Here is a 23,935-nt window from a genome sequence, read left to right on the forward strand (position 1 = left end):
GCCCGGCAAATCAACCGGACCAGGTACAGGACCCCGGCGGCTGTGGCAGCGCCCGCAACGAACGAAGCCCAGTCAACCGGGGTTTCCTGTTTCAAGGAATGTTTCCCCATATCCCGCCTCACCTCCTCTCCGGGGCGGCGTGGACCAGGTCCCTGCGCCGCCACCCCCCTGTGAGAAGAAGCTGCAGTCACGATACTTGTCCGCTATGGATCTGCGGGTTGCTTTGGCGTGCCTTGTTTTTCGAGACCTTGTGGTCGGGTAGGAAGGGGATATGCAGCATCCAGCCACGCCGATCTTGAATGTGCTGACGTATCTGCCCGAGCGGCGGATCGTGTCCACGCCCGCGATGTTCGGGGTGGAGTACGAGGATCTTCGGCTGCCCACCGGGGATGGGGAGACCGTCAACGCGTGGTTTGTGCGGGCGGTGGGGAATCCGGTGGGGCACTTGTTGTTCGCGCATGGGAACGCGGGGAATATCGGGGATCGGTCGCCGGTGCTGGCCATGCTGGCGGCGGTGGGGTTCGATGTGCTGATCTTCGACTATCGAGGGTATGGGCGCAGTACCGGGCGGCCCAGTGAGCGGGGGACCTATCTGGATGCTCGGGCGGCTCGGGCGGCGCTGTTGGCGCAGGAGGGGGTGGAGGCGGAACGTGTTGTGTACCTGGGGAAGTCGCTCGGTGGGGGAGTGATGTTGGAGTTGGCTACCGTGTATCCGCCTGCGGCGCTGGTGCTCATGTCGACTTTCACCGGGTTGAAGGATGCGGCGAGAGCTGTATATCCGTTTCTGCCAAAGGTTTTCGTGCCGGGGGCCTATCCGAGTCTGCGGCGGATCCCGGAGTTGCGGTGCCCGGTGCTGATCATGCACGGGGACAGTGACGAGCTGCTGCCGGTGCGGATGGGGCGGGCGCTGTTCGAGGCCGCGCCGGAGCCGAAGGAACTCGTCATCTATCCCGGGGGTGGGCACAACGATCTGATCGGGATGCCGGGGTGGGCGGAGGGGGTGGCCGAGTGGGTGCGGCGCACGCTGGATGGGTGAATTGTCCGGGTTAACGGCGTTCTCAGGGGTGGGTGCGTAGCCTGGCTGCATGAGCGAGCGTAGCGAGCGAATAGAAGGCACAGCGCGCATCGCGCATGACGGCGCCGAGCGAAGCGAGGGGCCGTCATGAGCGATTCCACGGGGTTGGCGGGGGAATTGGCGAAACTGTCCGATGCCGAGCTGGCGGCGGTGGTGGAGGCCGCGACCGACGGCCGGGCCGGGCTGGCGGCGCTGCACGCGGTGGCCGCGTCGGTGGCGGCCACGGTGGGTCATGCGCCCGCGGCGGTGATTGTGAGTAGTGACACTCCGATCGATGCGGAGGTGGTGCCCGCGGTGACGCCGGGCACATATGGGCAGGTCGGGGCCGTGCCGGGAGTGTCTGGGTTACCGGTGGCTGGGACAGGTGTGCCGTCCGGGGCGGATGGTGGCGGGTATACGACATCCGGCGTCCCTACTTTCGAGTCAGTTCGCGATAAGGTCGAGCAGCGCTACGGCACGGCGCAGGGGATGGGCGAACTAGATCGGCAGACACCCACCGGCCGTAGCGCCGACGAACAGTGGGATGCGCGGGCCAAAGCCGCGCGGGAGCGTCTGGAACAGATACGGAAATCGGTGCACGGCAACGATTGACGGCTGGTCCCGGCGGTCCGTTTTATCGAATGGGCGGAAACCTGTGACCGAACCGCGCGAGATCGCCGAACGGCTGCTCGACCTGCAAGTGGACTACATCGTCGCCGAGGTGACCGGCGAGCGCTTCGCCGAGGTGATCGCCCGCGACACCGACGCGGTGATCGGTATCGCGGACACCATCATCTTCCGTGACGTGGTCGAGGTCGAGCAGGCCAAGCAGACCGTCGCGAATGTCATCGACCACATCGGCGGCAGCCCGGTGCTGCGCGAACTGGTCGGCACCTTCGCCGACTCGATCTACGACAATATCGCCGAGAACAATGAGTACACCCTCGGTGACGTCGTCGAACGCGAGCCGGTCGAACAGCTGCTGGAGAAGATCTTCGGCATGCACCAGGCGCAGGAGCGCATCCTCGAGCGCCTCACCGACAGCCCGCTGGTGGCCACCGTCGCCTCCAAGTTCGTCGATCATCTGATCAACGACTTCATGGAGACCAACAAGCAGCTCGCGGGCAAGATCCCGGGCGTCGGCTCGCTGGTGTCGCTGGGCACCTCGGCCGCCAAGCAGGCCCGCAAGGCCGCCGAGAAGGCCGCCGGCGAAGGCAGCTTCCTCGGCGAAATGGCAGGCAAGGGTGCGGCTTTCGCGCTCAAGCGCACCAACAACGCCATTCGCGACATGCTGCGCAACGCGCCCGTGCACGACGCCGCCATGGAGTTCTGGGATCTGCACGCCGGTGAACCGGTGAGCGGCCTGAGGGAATACCTGTCCCAGAAGGATCTGCACGAGCTGGCGCTGATCATCTACCAGATCGCCGTCACCACCCGCGAGAAGGAGTACTTCAGCGAGCTCGTGGCCGAATGCGTCGAGGTGTTCTTCGACAAGTACGGCGACCACACGCTGGCGGCCATGCTGCCCGAACTGGGCCTGTCCAATGAGACCATCGCGAACGAGATCCTGCGCTACGGCCCGGCCGTGGTGGAGGCCGCCAAGCGAAACGGCGTGCTGGCCAAGCTGATTCGGGAGCGGCTGGAACCGTTCTTCCTCTCCGAGCCGGTGCTCGCGGTCCTCGCCGGCAACTGAGTCCCATGGCGAATCCGGGCCGGGCGCCGATCTGGTGCCCGGCCCGTGTCCTATCCGTGGTCCCGCGACTCGCCGCGCAGGCAGTGCGCCTGTGGGGCACAGTGGTATCAGGCGGCGCCGAAGGGAGGACCACCGTGGAACTGCCCCTCATCGGTCAGCGCCTCCGGGTCCGGTCCGCCGATCCGCTGCTGATCGTCGAGGCCGGGGACTACGAACTGCACCTGGAAGGCGAACTGGCCGTGCACAGTCCGGATGCGCCCACCCTGCACCGGATTCCGGGGGAACCGCACACCGAGGAGCTGCTCGAGGCGCTCGACGGTGAGATCACCTATGCCGCGGCCACTTCCGAGGGGCAGTTGCGCATCGATCTGGATTCCGGGCATCGGATCGTGGTGGAGCCGGATCGCTTCTTCGAAGCCTGGACCGTCACCGCGCCCGGCCGCTTCCTGGTGGTGTGCATGCCGGGTGGCGAATTGGCCCGCTGGTCGGAGTGATCAGTCCGCGACGATGGCGATGCCGTCGATCTCGACGAGCATCTCCGCGCGCGGCAGTCCGGTGAAAACGGTTGTGCGGCTGGGCAGGACGTCACCGGTGGTGTGCTCGGTGACGAATGCGCCGTAGGCGTCGTTCATGATCGGGAAGTCCTCCCGCTTGGTGAGGTAGACGCGCAGCATCACCACATCGTCGAAGCTCGCCCCGCTCGCCTCCACGATCGCCTTCACATTCTCCAGCGTCCGAATCGTCTGCGCGGCAACATCACCCGGGTACAGGTAGTCGTTGGTGACCGGGTCCACCGGCCCCTGCCCGGACACCTGCACGAACGGTCCCTTGCGCACGCCCTGCGAGAACGTGTGCGCGGGCGCGGGGGCGGCGGTGGTGCGGACGGCGATCTTCTCACTCATGGTCGGCCTTTCGTTGACGGATGCTCGGGCTCCAGCCGAGCTCGGCGGATATGGCATCGGCGGTGGCCCGGACCTCGGGCAGTTTGCCCAGCACCTGGTCGTGGTCCAGCAGCATGTCCGGCACCGACATGGACAGCGCGGCCACCACCGCGCCGGTGCCGTCGTGAATCGGGACGCCGACGCAGTTCACGAAGCTCTCGTGCTCCTCGTGGTCCTCGGCGAAGCCCTGCGCCGCAACGAGTTCCAGCTCCTTCAGATACTGGTCGGCATCGCGGATGGTGCGGTCGGTGAAGGGCCGGTAGTCCAGTGCTTCGGCGATGGCGCGCCACCGGGCGCGCGGCTGCGCGGACACCAGCACCTTGCCGACGGCCGTGCAGTGCAGCGGCGCGGGTCGCCCGATGCGCGAGTACATGCGCACGCTCTGGGTGGCGTCGAGCTTGTCGATGTAGACGGCCTCGCCCGACTCGTAGGTGGCCAGGTGAATGGTCTGCCCGGTGGAGGCGTTGAGCGCCACCAGATGTGGCCGCGCCACCGTGCGCACGTCCCGGCTCTCCAGCGAATGGTTGGCCAGTTCGAACAGCCGGGAGCCGAGCCGGTAGCGATGCTCGGCGTCATGGGTGACGAAGCGCTGCGCCTCCATGGTCTGCAGCAGTCGCAGCACGGTCGACTTGTGCACCGACAGCTGGGTTGCCAACTGGTCCAAGGTTTTCGATTCCTCGCCGAGGGCGGTGAGGATGGTCAGCGCGCGTTGCAGGCTCTGGCTCATGAGGCCACATTCTCGGCTATGCGCCCGTAGTGCAGTGCACCCCATTCGTTCTCGGGTAGCGCGGCGTACGCGGCGAGGGCCGGCAGGGGCGGCAGGGCCGCGAAATCGCCGGTGCCGGTGAGGGCGGCGGCCGCGCAGAGGTGTCCGAAGCGCAGCAGCTGTTCGTGCGGGCGGCCCTGCAGCAGTGCGGCCAGGTAGCCGCCCGCGAAAGCGTCTCCCGCGCCGATTCTCTCGGTGATCTCCAGGGTGAGCGCGGGCACCTCGAGATGGTCGTCGCCGAGGAATCCGGTGACGGAGTGCTTGTCGTTCTTGACGATCAGGTGCCGCGGCTGCGGGAAGAGCTTGCGTAGCCGTGCGGGATCTCCGGTGCCGAAGACGATTTCGGCCTCGTCCGCGCCGACGAAGGCCACATCGCAGGTGCGCAGATGCCGGGCCAGCACGTCGGCGGGGGAGTCGGTGCGCCGATTCCACAGGGCGGGACGGTAGTTCAGGTCGAAGCTGAGGAGCCGTCCGCGTCGCGGCAGCCAGCCCAGCGCCTCGGTCAGCGCGGTGGCCGTGGGGGAGAGGGCCGTGGTGATGCCGGTGGTGTGGATGAGTTCGCAGCCGTCCAGCAGATATCCGGCGGCGTCGAGATCGCCGGGGGACAGGGCGCTGGCGGCGGATCCGCTGCGGTAGTACAGCATTCGGCTCGCTCCGGCGGCCAGATCGTGCGGCAGCCGGGAGCCGCTGCCGCGCTCCTTCACGTACACGGCGGTGGGCCGCTCCGAATCCACGGTCACGGCGGCGGTGTTCACCCCGCGCTCGTCGAGCTGACGGCGCAGGTACCGGCCGAACCCGTCGTCGCCGACGCGGGAGACCCACGCGGTGGGCACCCCCAGTTGCGCGAGGACGGCGGCGACATTCGCCTCCGCGCCGCCCGCGCCGCGCTCGAAGACGGGGGAGTCCTCGAGCGGTCCGGGACGGGCGATGAGGACGGCGAGTCCTTCGCCGACGGTGACCGCGCGAGGGCGGGCCGGCGTAGGGCGGGTCACACGAATCTCCTTCGATTCCTTGCGGCTGTCGTGGTCAGTGTGCACAATAACCACCAGAAACAGAATACGCAACGAGTGTTGCAGAATATGCAATGCAGAGATGCTATTGAATTCTGCGGAAGCGCAATCGACTGGAAGGAGCGCCGTGGCCATCGACAAAGACGTCGTCGCAGCGCTGGACGAGCGAATTCTCGGCCCGGAACACAAATCGCTGCCGCCGACGGCCTGGGGTCGCACGGTCCGCGAATTCCTGGACTCGGCACCGGCCCTGGCGGATCTGGAAACCCCGATCCTCACCATCGACCGGACGGCCATGGAGTCCAATCTCGCCGTCATGGCCGACTGGGCCGCCGCCGCGGGCGTCCGCCTGGCCCCGCACGGCAAGACCACCATGGCCCCGCAGCTGTGGGCCCGCCAGCTGGAAACCGGCTCCTGGGCCATCACTCTGGCCACCATCTGGCAGGTGCAGGTGGCCCGCTCCTTCGGCGTCGGCCGCGTGGTCCTCGCCAACACCCTGGTCGACCCCGTCGGATTGCGGTGGCTCGCAGGAGAACTCGCGAAGGACCCGGATTTCGAGTTCCTCAGCTGGGTCGACGGCGTGGCCACCGTGCGCGAGATGGAACGGCATCTGGCCGCCGCCCCGGCGGGCGTGCGCGTGCCGGTGATCGTGGAACTCGGTGGCCCGCACGGTCGTACCGGTGCGCGCGGGCTGGCCGCGGCACTCGAGGTGGCCGAAGCCGTCCATCACTCGCCCCGGCTGATCCTGGCCGGAGTCGGCGGCTACGAAGGCGCGCTCGCACACGACCGCTCACCGGAAGGTCTCGCGGCCGTGCGCGACTACCTCGAGGAGGTCGCGCGGCTGCACCGTGAACTCGCCGCGGCGGGGCGCTACGCGGACCGCGACGGAAGTCCCGCTGTCGTGACGGCCGGCGGTAGCGCCTACCCCGATCTGGTGGTGGAGCACCTGGCCGGGCTGGCCGATGAGGAAGGCGCGCAGGGCGTTCCGACCGCGGTGGTGCTGCGGTCGGGCGCGTACCTCATTCACGATGACGGCTTCTACTCCGGCATCTCGCCGCTGGCGGACGGGCACACCGACCGGCCGCTGCGGTCGGCCATGCACGGGTGGGCGCGGACGGTGTCGCGTCCCGAACCCGAACTCGCCCTGCTGGATGCGGGCAAACGCGATCTGCCTTTCGATGAGGGGCTGCCGGTCCCGCAGCGTATTGCGGGACCGGCAGCGGCAGAACTGAATTCGGCCGCGACGGTGTCGGCCCTCAACGACCAGCACACCTTCCTGCGACTGCCCGGCGGCGCGGAAGCCGAGGTGCCCGTGGGCAGTGTGGTGCGGCTGGGGTTGTCGCATCCGTGCACGGCGTTCGACAAGTGGCGGCTGATCCCGGTGATCGACAGCGCGGACGCCGAGTCGCCGCGGGTCGTCGATCTCGTGCACACCTTCTTCTGATCGGCGGAAACACATGGCCGACTTGCTTATTCGTGATATCGACATCATCGACGGCAGCGGGGACCTGCGCTATCGAGGCGATGTCCTGGTCGACGGCGGCCGGATCGCCGAGATCGGTGCGCCGGGGACGCTCGGCGGCGCCGACCGGATCATCGCGGAACCGAATCTGGCGCTCGCGCCGGGCTTCATCGACATGCACGCCCACTCCGATCTGCATCTGCTCACCGAACCGGGGCATTTCCCGAAGGTGAGCCAGGGCATCACCACCGAGGTGATCGGGCAGGACGGTTTGTCCTACGCACCGATCGACGACGCCGCGCTGGCGGTGGTGCGGCGGCAGATCGCCGGGTGGAACGGCAATCCCGCCGGGTTCGAGGTCGACTGGCGCACGGTCGGTGAGTATCTCGACCGGCTCGACGCGGGCATCACCCCGAATGCCGCCTATCTGGTCCCGCAGGGCACCCTGCGCATGCTCGTGGTGGGCACCGAGAAACGGCCCGCCACACCGGAAGAGATCCGCGCCATGCGGGAGCTGCTGGCGCAGGGGCTGGCCGAGGGCGCGGTGGGCATGTCGAGCGGCCTCACCTACACCCCCGGAATGTACGCGGACACAGCCGAACTGGCCGCCCTGTGCGAGGTGGTCGCCGAGGCGGGCGGCTTCTACGCCCCGCACACCCGCTCCTACGGTGCGGGCGCGCTGGAGTCCTATGCCGAGATGATGGGCCTGGCCCGCAGCACCGGCTGCGCCCTGCATCTCACGCACGCCACCATGAACTTCGGCGTGAACCGCGGGCGCGCACCGGAATTGCTCGATCTCATCGCCGAGGCGCGCGCCGAGGGCTGTGACATCACCCTGGACACCTACCCGTATCTGCCGGGCGCGACCACGCTGTCCGCGCTGCTGCCGAGCTGGGCCATGTCCGGTGGCCCGGATGCCGCGCTGGCGCGGCTGGCCGATCCGGAGCTGCGCGAGCGCATCGTGGCCGATGTGAACGTGCACGGCTCCGACGGCTGCCACGGCGTCACGGTCGAATGGGAGACCATCCAGATCAGCGGCGTCGGCAATCCCGAACTGTCGGAGTATGTGGGCCGCACGGTGGACGAGATCGCCGCCGATCAGGGGCGTCCGCCCACCGAGGTGTTCTTCGACCTGCTGGCCCGGGATGAGCTGGCCACCAGCATCCTTCAGCATGTCGGGCATGAGGAGAACGTGCGCGCGATCATGCGCGATCCGGGGCATATGGGCGGCAGTGATGCCCTGCTCGCCCCGGCCCGCCCGCACCCGCGGGCGTGGGGCACGTTCCCGCGCTACCTCGGCCACTATGTGCGCGAGCTGGGTCTGCTTGGTCTCGAGGAGTGCGTCAACCACCTGACCGCACGCCCGGCCCAGCGCCTGCGGTTGCGTGATCGCGGCCTGATCCGTGCCGGACACGCCGCCGATCTGGTGCTGTTCGATCCCGAAACCGTCATCGACACAGCCACTTTCGACGACCCCAAACAGCAGTGTCGCGGCATCCCGTACGTGATCGTCAACGGCCGGATGGCCATCGACGGCGGCAAGCCCACCGGCGTCCGCGCCGGGCGCTCGCTGCGCATGAATTCCAGTGAAAGGCAGACACGTTGAGTACCGCCATGGATGTCATCCGCGCCGACCGCGTGCTGACCGTGGTTCGCGCGCCCGAGATCCCGGATCCGGTGGCGCTCGCGGAAACGCTGGCCGAGAACGGAATCCGGGCTCTGGAGCTGACCTTCACCACCCCCGGCGTGCTCGACTGCCTGCGCAAGGCGGCGGCCGTCGAGGCGGCCGTGGTGGGCGCGGGCACCGTGCTCACCGCCGAGCAGGCCGCGGCCGCCATCGACGCGGGCGCGCGCTTCCTGGTCACCCCCGGCATTCGGGAAGAGGTCGCGGATGTGGCCGCCCGCAACGACATTCCGGTCGTGATGGGCGCGTTCACGCCCTCGGAGGTGATGCGCGCCGTCGATCTCGGCGCGGACGCGGTCAAGATCTTCCCGGCCAAGGCGCTGGGCCCCGGCTATCTGAAGGATCTGCACGGTCCCTTCCCGGACGTGGAGCTGATTCCCTCCGGCGGCGTGAACGCCGCCAATGCCGCCGAATTCCTCGCGCACGGCGCGGTGGCCGTCACCGCCGGCACCGATGTCGTCGCACCCTCCGATGTCGCGGCGGGCCGGTGGTCCGAGATCGCCTCCCGCGCGGCGTCTTTCGTTCGATCCCTGAAGTGAGGTAACCATGGGCGCCACCATCGACTGGCTGCGCACCACCACCCCCGGACTGCTGGTGCTGTGCGGGCTCTCCGTCGCGGTCCTGCTGCTGGCCATCATCCGCTACAAGATCGAGCCGTTCATCGCGCTGCTGCTCACCGGTCTGGGCCTCGCGCTGGCGGCGGGCCTGCCGGTGGTGAAGATCGTCGGCACGCCGTTGAAGGCCGGAGAATCATTGCTGGAGACCGGCTTCGGCGGCATCCTCGGGCATATCGCGGTGATCATCGGTCTCGGCACCGTGCTCGGCGCGATCCTGGAACGCTCCGGCGGCGCGGATGTGCTCACCGAGAAACTGCTGAAGGTGTTCGGGGAGAAGGGCGCTCCGTTCGCGATGGGCCTGCTGGGCCTCATCTTCGGCATCCCGGTGTTCTTCGATATCGGCATCTTCGTGCTCGCGCCGCTGGTGTACGTGGCCGCCAAGCGCGGCGGGCGCTCGCTGGTGCTGTACGCCATGCCGATGCTGGCGGGCCTGTCCATGACCCACGCCTTCCTGCCGCCGCACCCCGGTCCGGTGTCGCTGGGCGGCCTGCTGGGCGTGAGCCTGGGCTGGCTCATCATCATGGGATTCGTCTGCGGTCTCCCGGGATTCGTGGCCGCGGGTCTCGTCTGGGGCACCTGGATCGGTAAGCGGGTGCACGTCGAGGTGCCCGCCGAATTCCTGGTCGCGGGGCGCGCCAACGGCTCCGCGACCGACGGCCCCGCCGACGACGTGACCGCCGCCGCACCGGTGTCCACCGCGAAGACGCCCGGTGACGGACCCGGCACCCCCGCGGATCCGGGCGCGGGCACCCTCGCGGCCCAGTCGGCCACGGTGACCGAGGTGAAGCCGCCGTCGGTCGGCCTGATCGGCGGCATCATCGCCATTCCGCTGGTGCTGATTCTCGGCGCGACCTTCGGAAGCCAGCTGCTGGAGGCGAATTCGAAGCCGCTGCAGGTGCTCACCTTCCTCGGCACGCCCGCCGTGGCGCTGCTGATCGCGGTCCTGATCGCGTTCTATGTGCTCGGTGTGCGGCGCGGGTCCAGTCTGCAGGAGCTGAGCGGCCTGATCTCGGAGTCGCTGCGCCCGGTGGGCATGCTGCTGCTGGTGGTCGGCGCGGGCGCGTTCTTCGGAAAGGTGATCGCCGCCACCGGAATCGGGGCGGCGCTGGCCGAGACCATGTCCGCGGCCGGGCTGCCGGTGATCGTGCTGGCGTATCTGATCAGCTGTGGTCTGCGGATCGCGCAGGGTTCGGCGACGGTGGCCATCGTCACGACCGGTGGCATCGTGGCTCCGCTGGTGGCCGAGCACGGCTACTCGCAGGTGGCGCTGGCGCTCATAGCCATGGCCATCGCGGCGGGATCGATCATCCTGAGCCATGTGAACGACGGTGGTTTCTGGATAATTGCCAAGTACTTCAACCTGACCGTGAAGCAGACCCTGCAGACCTGGACGGTGCTGGAAACCGTGTTGTCGGTGGTGAGTTTCGCGGTGGCGGCGCTGCTGTTCGCGGTGCTGGCGTGAGGTCTCCGGGACGATAGGACCGAGGCCGCGGCCGATGGCTGCCCCACCGGGGTGTGCCAGCGGCCGCGGTTTCGGAATACCACGAGGTCCCGGTGTCAATCCGCCGCGTTGCGTCGGTATCTCTCGGCGCGTGCCCCAGGGTGTGTCGCCGATCGGCGACAGGTGGCGCTGGGTTCGTGCCGTCCCCTCCCCGGCACCCGTGGTGGCCGGACCGGATTGGTCGGCGTCGAAAGCATCGCGGTCGAGCGGGTGCGTCGTCAAGGCGGCGTTCTGTCCCAATTTGTCCCAGTTGGAGGGTGTCTAAAAGTTTGCTGTCATTACTCGGATGGACTACCGGGCACACGGACCCCCGCGTGGGGCGGTAGGTTTCTGGGACACATCGGACACCACAGCGTGAACCTTCCAGGAGGCAGGTATGACGGCCCGCTCGGGGATTGCCGGCTATCTACGTGAGCGCAGGACGGCCACCGGCCTGACGCGCGCGGAGCTGGCCAAGCGAGCGGGGGTGTCCGAGGCGCTGATTCAGAAGATCGAGCAGGGTACGCGCACCCCTACGTCCACCGCCCTGGGCGCGCTGTTCGAGGCGCTGGAAGTGCCTGTGCAGTTCCGGGAGCACGCAGCCACCATCCTGCAGTCGGAGCTGACCAAACTCGGATCCGAGTGGGGCGCACCGGAACCCGCCGAGCTGGACTTCCTGAACGGATTGGCGCACCCGGCGTGCTACCAGGCGATGCCGGAGATGGACGTGATCGCCGCCAACGAGGCGTATGTGCGGGCGTTCCCCGGGCTCGAACCCGGCACCAACATCATGGTGTGGATGCTGACCGATCCGGCCGCTCGGGTGGCCATCGGCGACTGGGAGCGTGAGGCGCACCTCCAGGTGCGGGGCTTTCGCCATATGGCTCCGGGCCTGGTCGCGCCCGAGCGGATCGAGGAGATCTCGCGGCTGTGCAGCGCGTCCCCCGACTGGGATCGGTTGTGGAGCACGGATATTCCGCCTGCCGACATTCCCCGCCGCCCGATGCGCGTGCGCGACCCGGATTCCGGCGAATGGGTGGCGATGCACATCCAGATGTTCCGGTTCGAGGTGCCGCGCCGACCCTGGTGGATGTACGCCCTGGTGCCGATTCGCTGAGGGCTCAGGCGCGGCTGAGCACCGCGATCGGGAAGGTGCGAGTGCTGAGCGCTCGGTAGGTCGCGAAGTCCGGGTAGCCCGCGACCAGCGTGCGCCAGTGCTTTTCGTATTCGGCGTCGTCGGTGACCACACGGACCTGCACGGCCCAGGTGTCGCGTCCGATCTGCACCTGCGGCTCGGCGGTGGCGAGCAGGTTGTGCCACCAGTTGGGGATGCCCGGGTGGCCGCCGTTGGACCCGCAGACCAGCACGTCGTCACCGTCGCGGACGAGCATGAGCATGACCGGGCGGGGTTCGCCGGACTTGCGGCCGGTGACCAGCAGCCGGAATACCGGTTTGCCCTGCAGTGTGGTGAAACGGGTGCCGCCGAACCGGGTGTAGAGGCGACTGTGCAGGCGGGCGTAGAAGTGGGCGACCGGGGCCAGATAGGTGCTGGAGTAGTGGTTGAACCGCCCGCTCAGGCTGAGCTCGGTTCCGGAACTGTTGGCAGACATATGCATCCCTGTGCGTGCGCGGTGCGGACGCGACTCACAGTACAGACTGTCAAGTGAGTCGTCTCGATGGCCAATGAGTCAGTTGATGAGCCTCAGAATCTCAGTGTACGGCGGGATATCCGGGCTGAGCGGGCCGCCGGAACTCACCGCCCGGACGGTGCGCACGGCCGCGGCGAGGGCGGCGCGGTAGAGCAGCGACCCGGTGCTGACCCGGCGAACGCCGAGGGCGGCGAGTTCGGCGACGGGAAGTCCGTTGGGGGAGAACAGGATGTTCAGCGGTGCGGTGAGAGCCTCGGTGAGGGCCCGTATTTCGGCGGCCTCCGTCACGCCCGGTACGAAAATGCCGTCCGCGCCGCATTTCTCGTAGTGCTGGGCGCGGGCGAGGGTGGAATCCCGGTCGGTCCCCAGCCAGTAGGTGTCGGTGCGGGCATTGACGAACAGCTCCGGGGTGCGGGCCTTGACGGCGGTGATGATCGCGCCGTGCGTCTCCCGCGCCGCGAGCGTCGTATTGTCCCGGCTGTCTTCGAGATTCACGCCCGCGATCCCGGCTTCGGCCAGTTCGGCGCAGAATTCGGCGACCTCGTCCGGGTCGGTGCTGAACCCGCCCTCGACATCGACCGTGACCGGAATCGGGAGGCGGCCGAGTTGCCGTGCGAGGGTGAGCGTTTCGGCTCGGGTCGAACCGGTGCCGTCCGGCCGTCCCGCCGCCGCGGCCACCCCGAGGCTGGTGGTGGCGACCGCCGGGAATCCCGCCTGCGCCAGGAAGGCGGCGGAGCCGAAATCCCAGGCGTTGGGCAGGATCAGCGGTTCGTCGGCGTGATGCAGAGCGTGGAAGATCGCGGACCGGGTCATGGCGCTCCTGTTCCGGCGGTCAGTTCACGCAGGGAATGCCGCCTCCGATCGTGGTGGTGACGGGCTTGCCCGCGTCGGGGCTGTCGCTGGTGGTGGTGGTCGTGCGCGGGGTGGTGGTGCTCGTGGTGCTGCCGGTGGTCGCCGCGGCCGGGTCGAGGGCCTCGGGGAGCGTGAAGTCGCTGCCGAGCACCAGTTTCACATAGCCGGGCGAGACGTCGGCCGACTGTTCGACCGGGATGCCGCCCAGCAGCTCCGACAGCTGGTCGGCATCGGTCTTGGCGCCCGCGCCGTACCGGATGACCGATCCGGCATTGTCGTAGGAGGTGGCATTGCTGACGTCCCCGGCGGTGAATCCCTTGGCGGCCAAGGCCTTCGACACCTTGGCTGCCATGCCTGCCGCGCTGCCCGCGTTCACCACGTCCAGGGTGGAGATCGGCGTCGTCTTCAGGGTGGTCGGGGTTTGCGGCTCTTCGACACCGAACGCCGCCCGCACCTCCTTGCGGATGGCCGCCGGGTCGATGATGTTGACGTCCTGGCCGTTGATGTTGTCGTAGCGCAGCACCGGCAGGGTGCGGAACTCGACCTGCGGGGAGTCCGCGCGGCCGAGCGTGGTGAGGAAGTCGGTCAGGTTCCAGCCGTCGGACAGCACGATGTCCTGGTGCGCCACATCCATCAGCTGCTTCATCTTGCCGACGTTGGTGAAGGTCCCGGAACTCTTGAGCGAGTTGGCAACCGAGGTGAGGAACGCCTGCTGCCGGTGCGTGCGATCCAGGTCGCCATTGGGCAGCCCGTGCCGCTGGCGGACGAAGGCGAGGGCCTGTGCGGCATCGAGATGCTGTCTGCCCGCGGGGAATACGGCGCCGGAATAATAGCTGTCGTCTACCGCGTTGTTGAGGCAGACGTCGACGCCGCCGAGCGCGTCGGCCAGATCGTAGAATCCGGCCAGGGAGACCTCCGCGAACCGGTTGATGGGAACGCCGGTGAGCGCCTTCACCGTTTGCACGATGGATGCTCGACCGGCCTCGCGGCCCTTGCGCTCCAGTTCGATCTTGTCGGTAACCCCCTGCGTCTTGAGCTTCTCCTCCTCGCTCCACTTCTTCAGGCCGTACGCCTCTTTGATCTTGATATTGGTGTAGCCGGGAATCCCGGACACCTGCACCCAGTCGTCGCGCGGGATCGAGAAGGCGACGATCTTCTTCATGTCCTTGGGAATGTGCACCAGGATGAGCGAATTGGCGTTGTAGCCGCCCTCCGAGCCGTCGCCCGCGTGCAGCTGATCGAGGATCTCCTTGGGCAGATCGTTGCCGTTCAGATCCTTGCGGGTGTCCAGGCCGATCAGCAGCATGTTGATATCGCCGTCGAGCTCGGCGTCGTCGGTGGCCGCGTTCGACCGCGTGAAGCCGCCCTCGAGGCTGTTCTCCCCGAACCAGACGACACCGGTGACCGTAATGATCGTGACCGCCGCCAGCGTCATGAACCCGCGCCCGGCAACACGTAGCCACCGAGTCTCCCCGCGCTTGCGATGCGAGCCGCGCCGGCGAGGGCGCGAGGCGGGAGAATCGGCTGCTCGGGGTTTGCGGGCGTGACCGCCGACCACCGGGAGCTCTTCGGTCTTGTCGTCGTACATGGCCCTGTCGAGTGTGCCGGAGCAACGGCCCGCTGTCAGATTCTCTTTTGGTCACCCGGCCGGTATCCCCCCGCCCGGGGCCGTGCACTGTGGCTGATTTCACTCGTGATCTCCCCGCCGAGCCGCCCGCCCCGCGAGCATCCCGGTCGCCAGCGCGAGCGCCGGATCGCGCCCGGGACAGGCATGCGGCCCCGCTCCGAACGGCAGCCCATCGAGATCGACCTCCGCGACCACCCCGCCGATCATGCGCCGCGTCCGCCGAATGGGCGGATCATCACGCAGCGTCCGATCCAGCACCTGCTCGGGACTCCCTCCGCCCGCGCACCGTTCGGCATTGCCCACCAGCGCCCGCACCGAAGCACACGCCTGCACCAGCACGCAGATCCGCGCCGCCGTCCGCTCATCCGCCACCCCGCCGCAGGCCCGAACCAGTTCGGCCACAGCCTGATCCGCCGCGGGCGTCGGCGCGGCAGGCGGAAGATAGTGCGCCCCCACGACTTCCACCGCCTCCGGCGAAACATCGCTCAAACCAAGGCAATCCGCCAGCACCCGAATATGCGCCAGCGGTTCGGCGGCCAGCGCCCCGGCCCGCTCCCGCAAGATCGCGCCATCGAGCCGATCGAGCTCGGCGACCACCAGCGCCCGGCGGCGCACATGCGCCGATCCATCGCAGAATCGCGCGACATGAGCACGCAGCCAATCGATTCCGATCCCCGCCGGGTGGCGCTCGACGGGCGGTATCGGAGCGCTCCCCAGCACCTGCACGACCCGATCCGAACCTGTGACGAAACCAGTGTCCACGACCATGGCCCGACGGTATGCCCGAAACACTTCGGCCCGCACCGAACTGTCACCGCGCGACAATGGACCGATGACAGCCCGCACCTCCGCCCCGGCCTCCGGGCGCACGGTCATGAGGCCCGTGCGCGCCGCCTCGGCGACCGCGGGCGGAGCCGAGCTCGCTGCTTTCGCGGCCCTGCTCGCCGAGCGAACGCGCGCCGAGATCTGCCTGCTCTTGGTGGACGGGCGCGCCTGGACGGCCGGTGAACTGGCCCGCGCCACCCGCATCGCGCCGCCCACCGCGACCGAACACCTGAACCGCCTGATCGCCGGTGGCCTGCTCACCGAGTACCGCCAAGGCCGGCACCGCTACCTCCGCCTGGCGAATCGAGAGGTCGCCGCCCTCCTCGAAACCCTGCTGGCCCACATCGGCCCGCCCGCCACGCGCCCGTCTTCGCTGCGCGCCGCCACGGTCGAAGCGGCCCTGGCCAGCGGCCGCACCTGCTACGACCACCTCGCGGGTCGCCTGGGCGTCACCCTCACCGAAGCCATGATCGTCCGCGGCCTCCTCGACGAACCCAACGGCCTAGCCCTCACCGACCAGGGCTCCCGCTGGTTCGCCGGCGACCTCGGCATGGACCTCTCCCGCCCCGCCCGCAATCGCCGCCCCCTGGTCCGCCCCTGCATCGACTGGACCGAACGCCGCCCCCACCTCGGCGGCGCCGCCGGAGCCCACCTCTACCGCCGAGCCCGCGACCTCGAGTGGATACACCCCACAGGCACCGGCCGCGCGATACGCGTAACCCCCGCAGGCCGCACAGCCTGGGCGACCCTACTCGGCATAGATCCCCAAACCTGGGACCAATCCACCCCAACCCCCACTCTTCCCCGAGAACGTGACAACTGATTTCGCAAGATCCGGGTAACTCACCGGGTACGCCCAAAATCGGTTCCTCCCCCGACCGCACCACGCGTGTAGGACCGGCAACGGCTCCCAGCCGTGCGCTGAAGTCTCGGAGAGGCGGGACAGAGAGGTGGGGCAGCTCTGCATGGGATTGCATGGTCGTGCATAATCATCACATGGCGGATACCTCTGGTGGGCCCACGGTGCGGGTCGCGGTGGCTGGTGCGAGCGGATATGCGGGCGGTGAGGTCCTGCGGCTGCTGTTGGCGCATCCAGCGTATCGAAGTGGGCGTCTCGAGATCGGGGCGCTGACTGCCGGGTCCAATGCCGGGACGCCGCTGGGGTCGTTGCAGCCGCATCTGCTGCCGCTGGCCGATCGGGTGCTGAGTGCCACCACCGTCGAGGAACTGGCGGGGCATGACGTGGTGTTCCTGGGGCTGCCGCACGGGCAGTCGGCCGCGCTCGCGCAGGCGCTGCCGGAGTCGACGGTCATCATTGATTGCGGGGCCGATTTCCGGCTCACCGATGCGGCGGCGTGGGAGAAGTACTACGGCAGCCCGCACGCGGGCAGCTGGCCGTACGGGCTGCCGGAGCTGCCGGGTGGGCGGGAAAAGCTCACCGGCGCTACCCGGATCGCGGTGCCGGGGTGCTATCCCACCGTCGCGAGTCTCGCGCTGGCACCGGCCATCGCCGCCGGGATCATCGAGCCCACCGTGAATGTGGTTGCGGTGAGCGGCACTTCGGGCGCGGGCCGGAAGCTGGACGTTTCCCTGCTCGGCTCCGAGGTGATGGGGTCCATGCGCGCGTACAGCATCGCGGGCGCGCACCGGCACACCCCGGAGATCTCACAGAACCTGAAGGCGGCCGGCGGCGTCGACGTGGCGGTGTCGTTCACGCCCGTGCTGGCTCCGCTGCCGCGCGGCATTCTGGCCACCTGCACCGCGCCGGTGCGGGTGGATGCCGCGCAGGCGCGCGCCGTCTACGAGAAGGCTTACGCCGACGAACCTTTCGTGCATTTGCTGCCGGAGGGGGTGTTGCCGCAGACCGGTGCGGTACTCGGTTCCAATGCGGTCACCCTCCAGGTGGCCGTGGACGCCGACGCCGGACTGCTGGTGGTGATCGGCGCGATCGACAACCTGACCAAGGGCACCGCGGGGGCCGCGGTGCAATCCATGAATCTGGCTCTCGGATTCGACGAGACCGCAGGACTTTCCACCGTAGGAGTGGCACCGTGACAACGAGTAACGACGGCAAGCTGGTCCGGACCCAGGGCGTCACCGCGCCACTGGGTTTCCGCGCCGCCGGTATCGCCGCGGGCATCAAGAAGAGCGGAAAGCCGGACCTGGCACTGGTTTTCAGCGAGGGCCCGGAGTACGCGGCGGCCGGTGTCTTCACCCGCAACAAGGTGAAGGCCGCGCCGGTGCTGTGGTCGCAGCAGGTCCTGAAGGACGGGCAGCTGCGCGCCGTCATCCTGAATTCCGGTGGCGCGAACGCCTGTACCGGTCCGGGTGGCTTCCAGGACACGCACGCCACCGCCGAGGAGCTGGCGAAGGCGTTGAGCAACTGGGGAACCGAGACCGGTGCGGGCGAGATCGCGGTCTGCTCAACGGGTCTCATCGGTGACCGGCTACCCATGGACAAGCTGATCCCGGGCGTCACCGAGATCGTGCACGAGATGGGCGGCGGCCTGTCCGGCGGCGCGGAGGCCGCGCGCGCCATCATGACCACCGACACCGTGCCGAAAGAGGCGGCGTTCCACCACCGGGACAAGTGGAATGTCGGCGGTATGGCCAAGGGCGCGGGCATGCTCGCCCCGTCGCTGGCCACCATGCTCGTCGTGCTCACCACCGATGTGGTCGCCACGCCGGAACAGCTGGACACCGCGCTGCGCAATGCCACCCGCATGACCTTCGACCGCCTCGACGTGGACGGCTCCTGCTCCACCAACGACACCGTGCTGCTGCTCGCCAACGGCGCGAGCGGGGTGGCCCCCAGCCAGGCCGAACTCGACGCCGCCGTGCTCGCGGTCTGCGACGATCTGGCCGAGCAGCTCATGGCCGACGCCGAGGGCGTCACCAAGCGCGTGCACATCACCGTCACCGGCGCGGTCAGCGAGGACGAGGCGCTCATCGGCGCCCGCGCCCTGGCCCGCGACAGCCTGGTCAAGACGGCGTTCTTCGGCTCCGACCCGAACTGGGGCCGCGTGCTGGCCTCCATCGGCATCGCGCCCATCGAACTGGATCCCAACCGGATCACGGTGTCGTTCAACGGTTTCCCGGTGTGCGTCGACGGCGCGGGCGCGCCCGGCGCGCGCGAGGTGGACCTGTCCGGCCCCGATATCCAGGTGCGCGTGGAACTGAATCTCGGCGACGGCGAGGCCACCGTCCGCACCACCGACCTCTCGCACGGCTACGTCGAAGAGAATTCGGCCTACAGCTCATGAGCGCCGACATCTCCGGTCTGACCGCCCTGGACAAGGCGCACGTCCTCGCCGACGCGCTGCCCTGGCTGCAGAAGTTCCGCGACAAGATCGTGGTCGTGAAGTACGGCGGCAATGCCATGATCGACGACGAGCTCAAGCGCGCCTTCGCCGCCGATATGGCCTTCCTGCGCACGGTCGGCGTGCACCCGGTGGTGGTGCACGGCGGCGGCCCGCAGATCAGCGCCATGCTGAAGAAGCTGGGCCTGCAGGGCGAATTCCGCGGCGGTTTCCGCGTGACCACGCCCGAGGTCATGGATGTGGTGCGCATGGTGCTCTTCGGTCAGGTCGGCCGGGAACTGGTAGGGCTCATCAACGCCCACGGCCCGTACGCGGTCGGCATCTCCGGCGAGGACGCGGGGCTGTTCACCGCCACCCGCCGCACCGTGACCGTGGACGGCCTGGCCACCGATATCGGCCTGGTCGGCGACGTCACCGAGGTCAACCCGGACGCGGTGCTGGATCTCATTGCGGCGGGCCGTATTCCGGTGGTGTCCACCATCGCCCCCGACGCGGACGGCGTGGTGCACAACATCAATGCCGATACCGCCGCGGCCGCGCTGGCCCAGGGCATCGGCGCGGAGAAACTCGTCATCCTCACCGATGTCGAGGGCCTGTACACGAATTGGCCGGACCGGTCCTCGCTGACCACCCGCATCGACACCGATGATCTGGCCAAGTTGCTGCCGAGTCTGGATGCGGGCATGGTGCCCAAGATGGAAGCCTGCCTGCGCGCTGTGGAGGGCGGCGTGCCCACCGCGCACGTGATCGACGGCCGGGTATCGCATTCGGTGCTGTTGGAACTTTTCACCGGGGAGGGCATCGGCACGATGGTCACCCCACCTCAGGAGATCAAATGAGCACAGCCGACATTCAGCAGCGGTGGTCCACCGCCCTGATGAACAACTACGGCACCCCGAAGGTGGCGCTGGTGCGCGGCGCGGGCGCGGTGCTCTACGACGCCGACGGCAAGCGCTACATCGATTTCCTCGGCGGCATCGCGGTCAACAGCCTGGGCCACGCGCATCCGGCGATCCTCGAGGCCGTCACGCAGCAGCTGGGCACGCTCGGCCATGTGTCGAATCTGTATGCGAGCGAACCGGTTGTCGAGCTGGCGGAGCGGCTGCTCGCGCATTTCGGTGACGGTCACGGCAAGGCGTTCTTCTGCAACTCGGGCACCGAGGCCAACGAGGCGGCGTTCAAGATGGCGCGCCTCACCGGCAAGACCAAGATCGTCGCCTGTGAGGAGGCGTTCCACGGACGCACCATGGGCGCACTGGCGCTCACCGGCCAGCCGTCCAAGCGCACGCCGTTCGAGCCGATGCCCGCCGGTGTCGTGCACGTGCCCTACGGCGATGCCATGGCCCTGGAAGCCGCCGTCGACGACGACACCGCCGCCGTCTTCCTCGAACCCATGATGGGGGAGAGCGGCGTGGTGGTGCCCCCGGCCGACTATCTGGCCAAGGCGCGGGCGATCACCAAAGCCCATGGCGCACTGCTGATCCTGGACGAGGTGCAGACCGGTATCGGCCGCACCGGTGCGTTCTACGCGCATCAGGCTGCGGGCATCGTGCCCGATGTGATCACCCTGGCCAAGGGGCTGGGCGGCGGTATGCCGATCGGCGCGGTGCTCGCCCAGGGTCCGGCGGCTGATCTGCTGCAGCCGGGGATGCACGGCACCACCTTCGGCGGCAATCCCGTCTGTGCCGCAGCGGCTTTGGCCGTGCTGCGCACCATCGACGAGGAAGGTCTGCTCGCGCATGTCGAATCCGTCGGCAAGATCATTACCGGTGGTATCGAGGAGCTCGGGCATCCGCTGGTCGATCATGTGCGCGGTGCGGGCCTGCTGATCGGCATCCAGCTGACCGCCGACGTCTCCGCCCAGGTGGAGCAGGCGGCCCGGGAAGCCGGGTATTTCGTGAATCCCGCCAAGCCCAACGTCATTCGACTAGCGCCCCCGCTGGTGCTGACCGAGACCCAGGCCGAGAATTTCGTGTCCGACCTGCCCGGCATCCTCGATGCCGCGCAGGCCGCCGCGTCGCACGCGAATTCGAACACCGCGGAGGAGAGCAAGTGACCATCCGGCATTTCCTGCGTGACGACGACGTCACCCAGGCCGAGCAGAACGAAATTCTCGCTCTCGCAGCGGAACTGAAGCAGGCCCCGCTCTCGCGCCGCCCGCTGGAGGGTCCGCGCGGTATCGCGGTCATGTTCGAGAAGAACTCCACGCGTACGCGTTTCTCCTTCGAGATGGGCATCGCCCAGCTCGGCGGCCACGCCGTCGTGGTGGACGGCCGGGACACCCAGCTGGGCCGCGAGGAAACCCTCGCCGACACCGGCCGGGTGCTCTCCCGCTACGTGGACGCCATCGTCTGGCGCACCTTCGAACAGGTGCGCCTGGACGAGATGTCAGCCGCCGCAACGGTTCCCGTGGTGAACGCGCTCTCCAACGAGTTCCACCCCTGCCAGGTCCTGGCCGACCTGCAGACCCTGAAGGAACGCAAGGGCGATCTCGTCGGCCGCAACCTGACCTATCTGGGCGACGGCGCGAACAATATGTCGCACTCGCTCATGCTGGGCGGCGTCACCGCGGGTCTGAATGTCACCATCGCGGCCCCAGCGGGTTTCGAGCCGCTGCCGTGGATCGTGGAGGCCGCCCAGAAGCGCGCCGCCGAGACCGGTGCGAAGATCACCATCACCAATGACCCGCTGGCGGCGGCCGACGGCGCGGACGCCCTGGTGACCGACACCTGGATGTCCATGGGCCAGGAGAACGACGGCCGCGACCGCGTCGCCCCCTTCCGCCCCTTCCAGGTGAACGCGGCCCTGCTGGCCCGCGCCGCCGCGGATGTGACCGTCCTGCACTGCCTTCCGGCGCACCGCAACGAGGAGATCACCGACGAGGTCATCGACGGCCCGCACAGCGCGGTCTGGGACGAGGCGGAGAACCGCCTGCACGCCCAGAAGGCGCTGCTCGTGTGGCTGCTCGAGAAACACCTCGGCGGCCGCGCATGAGCAGCGGCGAGCGACGCGAGCGATCGTCGGCCAAATCCGGTCCGGCGATCGCGCGCACCCGCGCGGGCCGCCAGGCCCGCATCATCGCCATCCTGTCCCAGCACGAGGTCCGCAGCCAGACCGAACTGGCTGCCCTGCTGTCCGCCGAGGGCATCGAGACCACCCAGGCCACCCTTTCCCGTGACCTGGACGAACTCGGCGCGGTCAAACTCCGCGCCGCCGACGGCGGCGCCGGCGTCTACGTGGTCCCCGAGGACGGCAGCCCCGTCCGCGGCGTCACCGGCGGCACCGAACGCCTCTCCAAACTCCTCGGCGACCTGCTCGTCTCCACCGATGCCAGCGGCAATATCGCCGTCCTGCGCACACCCCCGGGCGCGGCCCACTTCCTGGCCAGCGCCCTGGACCGCGCCGCCCTCCCGGAAATCGTCGGCACTATCGCCGGTGACGACACCATCGCCGTCATCGCCCGCGAGCCCATGACGGGTGCCGAACTCGCTGCCAAGATCGAACAGTTAGCCTGAGCAAGCAAACCGGTTCGGTTGCCCAGGTAGCGAGGAGTGTCCAATGACGTCGATCAGCACCCATCCGTTCGACAGTGCGACCGGACTGACCGCGCTGGGGGATGGCCGGTACGCCGGGCACACCGAGGCCGGGTACGCGAATATGGTGGGGCCGTTCGGCGGGATCACGGCGGCGACGCTGCTGAGTGCGGCGCTGCATGATCCACGGCGGCTGGCTGATCCGGTGGCGCTGACCGTGAATTTCGCGGGGCCGGTGGCGGATGGGGCGTTCGAGATCGACGCGCAGCCGGTGCGCACCAACAACGCCACCCAGCACTGGATCATCACCATGACCCAGAACGGCGAGGTGACCACCACGGCCACAGCGGTTTTCGGGCGACGCCGGGACGCGTGGGGCAGCACCGAGGTGACGCCGCCCGCGGTGCCGTCCGCCGCGGACGTGCCGGTCACGCGGGCCCCCGGATTCCCGGCCTGGCTGAACAACTACGAGATGCGGTTCGTCGAGGGCGGCGGTGACTTCCTCGACCCGGACGCCGGGGAACGCCCGGACTCCACCACCACGCTGTGGGTGCGCGACAATCCCGTTCGCCCCCTGGACTATTCGGCGCTCGCCGCACTGTCCGACGTGTTCTTCCCGCGGGTCATGCTGCGTCTGGGCCGGATGGTGCCCGCCGGAACCGTCTCGCTCACCACGTATTTCCACGCCGACGCCGAACTGCTGGCCGAGACCACCGAATCGATCCTGGGCACGGCCCGGGCCCAGCACTTCGGCAACGGATTCTTCGACCAGACCGCGTCCCTGTGGACGGCGGCCGGTGACCTGCTCGCCACCAGCCACCAGGTCGTCTACTACAAGGCCTGAGCGCCACCGGGTTTCATACCACCGGGTTTCACTCGGCGAACGGGGCCATCCGGATCAGCTGCCGGAAGCCCGCGGTCGTGTTCATCCACTTGACCCGGCCCCCAGGAATATTCGTCGCCTCCTCGGTCAACGCCGCGATCATGTGGCGTTTGAACTCGAGTCGCGGGTGCCGGGCCAGCAGTTCGTCGACCCAGCTCCGATCCAGATCCCACAGGCGATCCCCGATCACATCCACCGCCGCGCCTGCGGAGACGAACCCGAGATCGCCCAGGTCGTCGGCCACGCCGACGGTGAGGTGCGCGGCGATGCCCGCGCCGATGACGCGCACGCCTGCTCCGGCGTCGCGCCCGAGGCCGGAGCGAAATCCATCGCCCGCTCCGGTCACCGCGAATCACCGTCCCGGAGTGGGGTGTCCGAGGTGCAGGTCGTGCAGCAGACAGGAGACGTAGGCGAGTTCGTCGTCGTAGGGCACGCCGTCGAGTTCAGCGAGCGCGCAGCCGAAAAAGCAACTGTGACAGGAATGTTCAAGCAGATGCGGGCGAGGTATTCGTGGGCTTCGGTTCCGCGGCCTGGCCAGT

25 protein-coding genes are annotated in these 23,935 nt (G+C 68.6%); 17 read left to right on the forward strand and 8 right to left on the reverse strand.

Annotated elements, in window-relative coordinates:
* Positions 1-271: 271 nt before the first annotated feature.
* From JK358_RS26800 to JK358_RS26815, 4 genes are all read left to right on the forward strand, one after another.
* Positions 272-1,036 (forward strand): alpha/beta hydrolase, encoded by a 765-nt coding sequence (locus JK358_RS26800; RefSeq protein WP_201952333.1) that lies wholly within the window; start codon positions 272-274, stop codon positions 1,034-1,036.
* A gap of 126 nt (positions 1,037-1,162) precedes the next feature.
* A complete protein-coding gene (locus JK358_RS26805; RefSeq protein WP_201952336.1) occupies positions 1,163-1,666 on the forward strand; it encodes a PspA/IM30 family protein in 504 nt (167 codons plus the stop codon).
* A gap of 43 nt (positions 1,667-1,709) precedes the next feature.
* Positions 1,710-2,747, forward strand: coding sequence for a hypothetical protein (locus JK358_RS26810; RefSeq protein ID WP_201952339.1), 1,038 nt, complete (start codon positions 1,710-1,712; stop codon positions 2,745-2,747).
* Positions 2,748-2,881: 134 nt separating this feature from the next.
* Complete coding sequence (locus JK358_RS26815; RefSeq protein ID WP_201952341.1) at positions 2,882-3,241, forward strand: DUF6188 family protein; 360 nt, start codon at positions 2,882-2,884, stop codon at positions 3,239-3,241.
* Here JK358_RS26815 and JK358_RS26820 read toward each other — a convergent pair whose 3' ends face one another.
* From JK358_RS26820 to JK358_RS26830, 3 genes are read right to left on the reverse strand one after another with little or no spacing between them, the layout of a single operon-like run.
* The gene (locus tag JK358_RS26820; protein WP_201952344.1) at positions 3,242-3,649 is read right to left on the reverse strand and encodes a RidA family protein; all 408 of its coding nucleotides are present in this window, start codon (positions 3,647-3,649) and stop codon (positions 3,242-3,244) included.
* Positions 3,642-4,415 (reverse strand): IclR family transcriptional regulator, encoded by a 774-nt coding sequence (locus JK358_RS26825; protein ID WP_201952347.1) that lies wholly within the window; start codon positions 4,413-4,415, stop codon positions 3,642-3,644. Before JK358_RS26825 ends, JK358_RS26820 begins: the two co-directional genes overlap by 8 nt.
* Positions 4,412-5,446, reverse strand: coding sequence for a sugar kinase (locus JK358_RS26830; protein WP_307817757.1), 1,035 nt, complete (start codon positions 5,444-5,446; stop codon positions 4,412-4,414). The genes JK358_RS26825 and JK358_RS26830 overlap by 4 nt, the downstream gene beginning before the upstream one ends.
* Positions 5,447-5,546: 100 nt before the next feature.
* Between JK358_RS26830 and JK358_RS26835 the strand changes: the two genes are divergently transcribed.
* The 5 genes from JK358_RS26835 (at position 5,547) to JK358_RS26855 (ending at position 11,824) form a co-directional block, all read left to right on the forward strand.
* A complete protein-coding gene (locus tag JK358_RS26835) occupies positions 5,547-6,908 on the forward strand; it encodes a type III PLP-dependent enzyme domain-containing protein (protein WP_201952353.1) in 1,362 nt (453 codons plus the stop codon).
* Between the two features lie 13 nt (positions 6,909-6,921).
* Positions 6,922-8,532: an N-acyl-D-amino-acid deacylase family protein gene (locus tag JK358_RS26840; protein ID WP_201952356.1), complete on the forward strand. Its 1,611-nt coding sequence runs from the start codon at positions 6,922-6,924 to the stop codon at positions 8,530-8,532.
* Positions 8,533-8,540: 8 nt separating this feature from the next.
* Positions 8,541-9,149, forward strand: a complete 609-nt coding sequence (locus tag JK358_RS26845) for a bifunctional 4-hydroxy-2-oxoglutarate aldolase/2-dehydro-3-deoxy-phosphogluconate aldolase (RefSeq protein WP_201952703.1) — start codon at positions 8,541-8,543, stop codon at positions 9,147-9,149.
* Positions 9,150-9,156: 7 nt separating this feature from the next.
* Positions 9,157-10,689 carry a GntP family permease gene (locus JK358_RS26850; RefSeq protein ID WP_201952359.1) on the forward strand — a complete coding sequence of 511 codons (1,533 nt, stop codon included), beginning with the start codon at positions 9,157-9,159 and terminating at the stop codon, positions 10,687-10,689.
* A gap of 415 nt (positions 10,690-11,104) precedes the next feature.
* Positions 11,105-11,824 (forward strand): helix-turn-helix domain-containing protein, encoded by a 720-nt coding sequence (locus tag JK358_RS26855; protein WP_201952362.1) that lies wholly within the window; start codon positions 11,105-11,107, stop codon positions 11,822-11,824.
* Positions 11,825-11,828: 4 nt separating this feature from the next.
* Here the strand turns inward: JK358_RS26855 and JK358_RS26860 are convergent, their stop codons facing one another.
* The 4 genes from JK358_RS26860 to JK358_RS26875 all read right to left on the reverse strand — a co-directional run bounded on the left by JK358_RS26860 (position 11,829) and on the right by JK358_RS26875 (position 15,603).
* Positions 11,829-12,317 (reverse strand): nitroreductase/quinone reductase family protein, encoded by a 489-nt coding sequence (locus tag JK358_RS26860; RefSeq protein WP_201952365.1) that lies wholly within the window; start codon positions 12,315-12,317, stop codon positions 11,829-11,831.
* A 78-nt stretch (positions 12,318-12,395) separates the two neighbouring features.
* On the reverse strand, positions 12,396-13,169 hold the full coding sequence (locus JK358_RS26865) for an isocitrate lyase/PEP mutase family protein (protein ID WP_201952367.1): 774 nt from the start codon (positions 13,167-13,169) through the stop codon (positions 12,396-12,398).
* 19 nt (positions 13,170-13,188) lie between these two features.
* A complete protein-coding gene (locus JK358_RS26870) occupies positions 13,189-14,796 on the reverse strand; it encodes an LCP family protein (RefSeq protein ID WP_201952370.1) in 1,608 nt (535 codons plus the stop codon).
* 99 nt (positions 14,797-14,895) lie between these two features.
* Positions 14,896-15,603, reverse strand: coding sequence for a cytochrome P450 family protein (locus JK358_RS26875; RefSeq protein WP_201952373.1), 708 nt, complete (start codon positions 15,601-15,603; stop codon positions 14,896-14,898).
* Positions 15,604-15,667: 64 nt separating this feature from the next.
* Here JK358_RS26875 and JK358_RS26880 point away from each other — a divergent pair, with 64 nt between their 5' ends.
* The 8 genes from JK358_RS26880 (at position 15,668) to JK358_RS26915 (ending at position 23,357) form a co-directional block, all read left to right on the forward strand.
* Positions 15,668-16,483: an ArsR/SmtB family transcription factor gene (locus tag JK358_RS26880; RefSeq protein ID WP_232851918.1), complete on the forward strand. Its 816-nt coding sequence runs from the start codon at positions 15,668-15,670 to the stop codon at positions 16,481-16,483.
* A gap of 173 nt (positions 16,484-16,656) precedes the next feature.
* Positions 16,657-17,715 (forward strand): N-acetyl-gamma-glutamyl-phosphate reductase, encoded by a 1,059-nt coding sequence (argC, locus tag JK358_RS26885; RefSeq protein WP_201952375.1) that lies wholly within the window; start codon positions 16,657-16,659, stop codon positions 17,713-17,715.
* The gene (gene argJ / locus JK358_RS26890) at positions 17,670-18,923 is read left to right on the forward strand and encodes a bifunctional glutamate N-acetyltransferase/amino-acid acetyltransferase ArgJ (RefSeq protein WP_372440733.1); all 1,254 of its coding nucleotides are present in this window, start codon (positions 17,670-17,672) and stop codon (positions 18,921-18,923) included. Before argC ends, argJ begins: the two co-directional genes overlap by 46 nt.
* Positions 18,920-19,819 (forward strand): acetylglutamate kinase, encoded by a 900-nt coding sequence (argB, locus tag JK358_RS26895; RefSeq protein WP_201952380.1) that lies wholly within the window; start codon positions 18,920-18,922, stop codon positions 19,817-19,819. The genes argJ and argB overlap by 4 nt, the downstream gene beginning before the upstream one ends.
* A complete protein-coding gene (locus JK358_RS26900; RefSeq protein ID WP_201952382.1) occupies positions 19,816-21,036 on the forward strand; it encodes an acetylornithine transaminase in 1,221 nt (406 codons plus the stop codon). The genes argB and JK358_RS26900 overlap by 4 nt, the downstream gene beginning before the upstream one ends.
* Positions 21,033-21,974 (forward strand): ornithine carbamoyltransferase, encoded by a 942-nt coding sequence (argF, locus tag JK358_RS26905; RefSeq protein WP_201952385.1) that lies wholly within the window; start codon positions 21,033-21,035, stop codon positions 21,972-21,974. The genes JK358_RS26900 and argF overlap by 4 nt, the downstream gene beginning before the upstream one ends.
* A complete protein-coding gene (locus tag JK358_RS26910) occupies positions 21,971-22,495 on the forward strand; it encodes an arginine repressor (RefSeq protein ID WP_201952389.1) in 525 nt (174 codons plus the stop codon). The genes argF and JK358_RS26910 overlap by 4 nt, the downstream gene beginning before the upstream one ends.
* Positions 22,496-22,538: 43 nt before the next feature.
* Positions 22,539-23,357, forward strand: a complete 819-nt coding sequence (locus JK358_RS26915) for an acyl-CoA thioesterase (protein WP_201952391.1) — start codon at positions 22,539-22,541, stop codon at positions 23,355-23,357.
* A gap of 28 nt (positions 23,358-23,385) precedes the next feature.
* Here the strand turns inward: JK358_RS26915 and JK358_RS26920 are convergent, their stop codons facing one another.
* Complete coding sequence (locus JK358_RS26920; RefSeq protein ID WP_201952394.1) at positions 23,386-23,742, reverse strand: hypothetical protein; 357 nt, start codon at positions 23,740-23,742, stop codon at positions 23,386-23,388.
* Positions 23,743-23,935: the final 193 nt, after the last annotated feature.

Origin of the sequence: Nocardia acididurans (genome assembly GCF_016741815.1) — a bacterium.
GTDB classification, from domain to species: Bacteria; Actinomycetota; Actinomycetes; order Mycobacteriales; family Mycobacteriaceae; genus Nocardia; species Nocardia acididurans.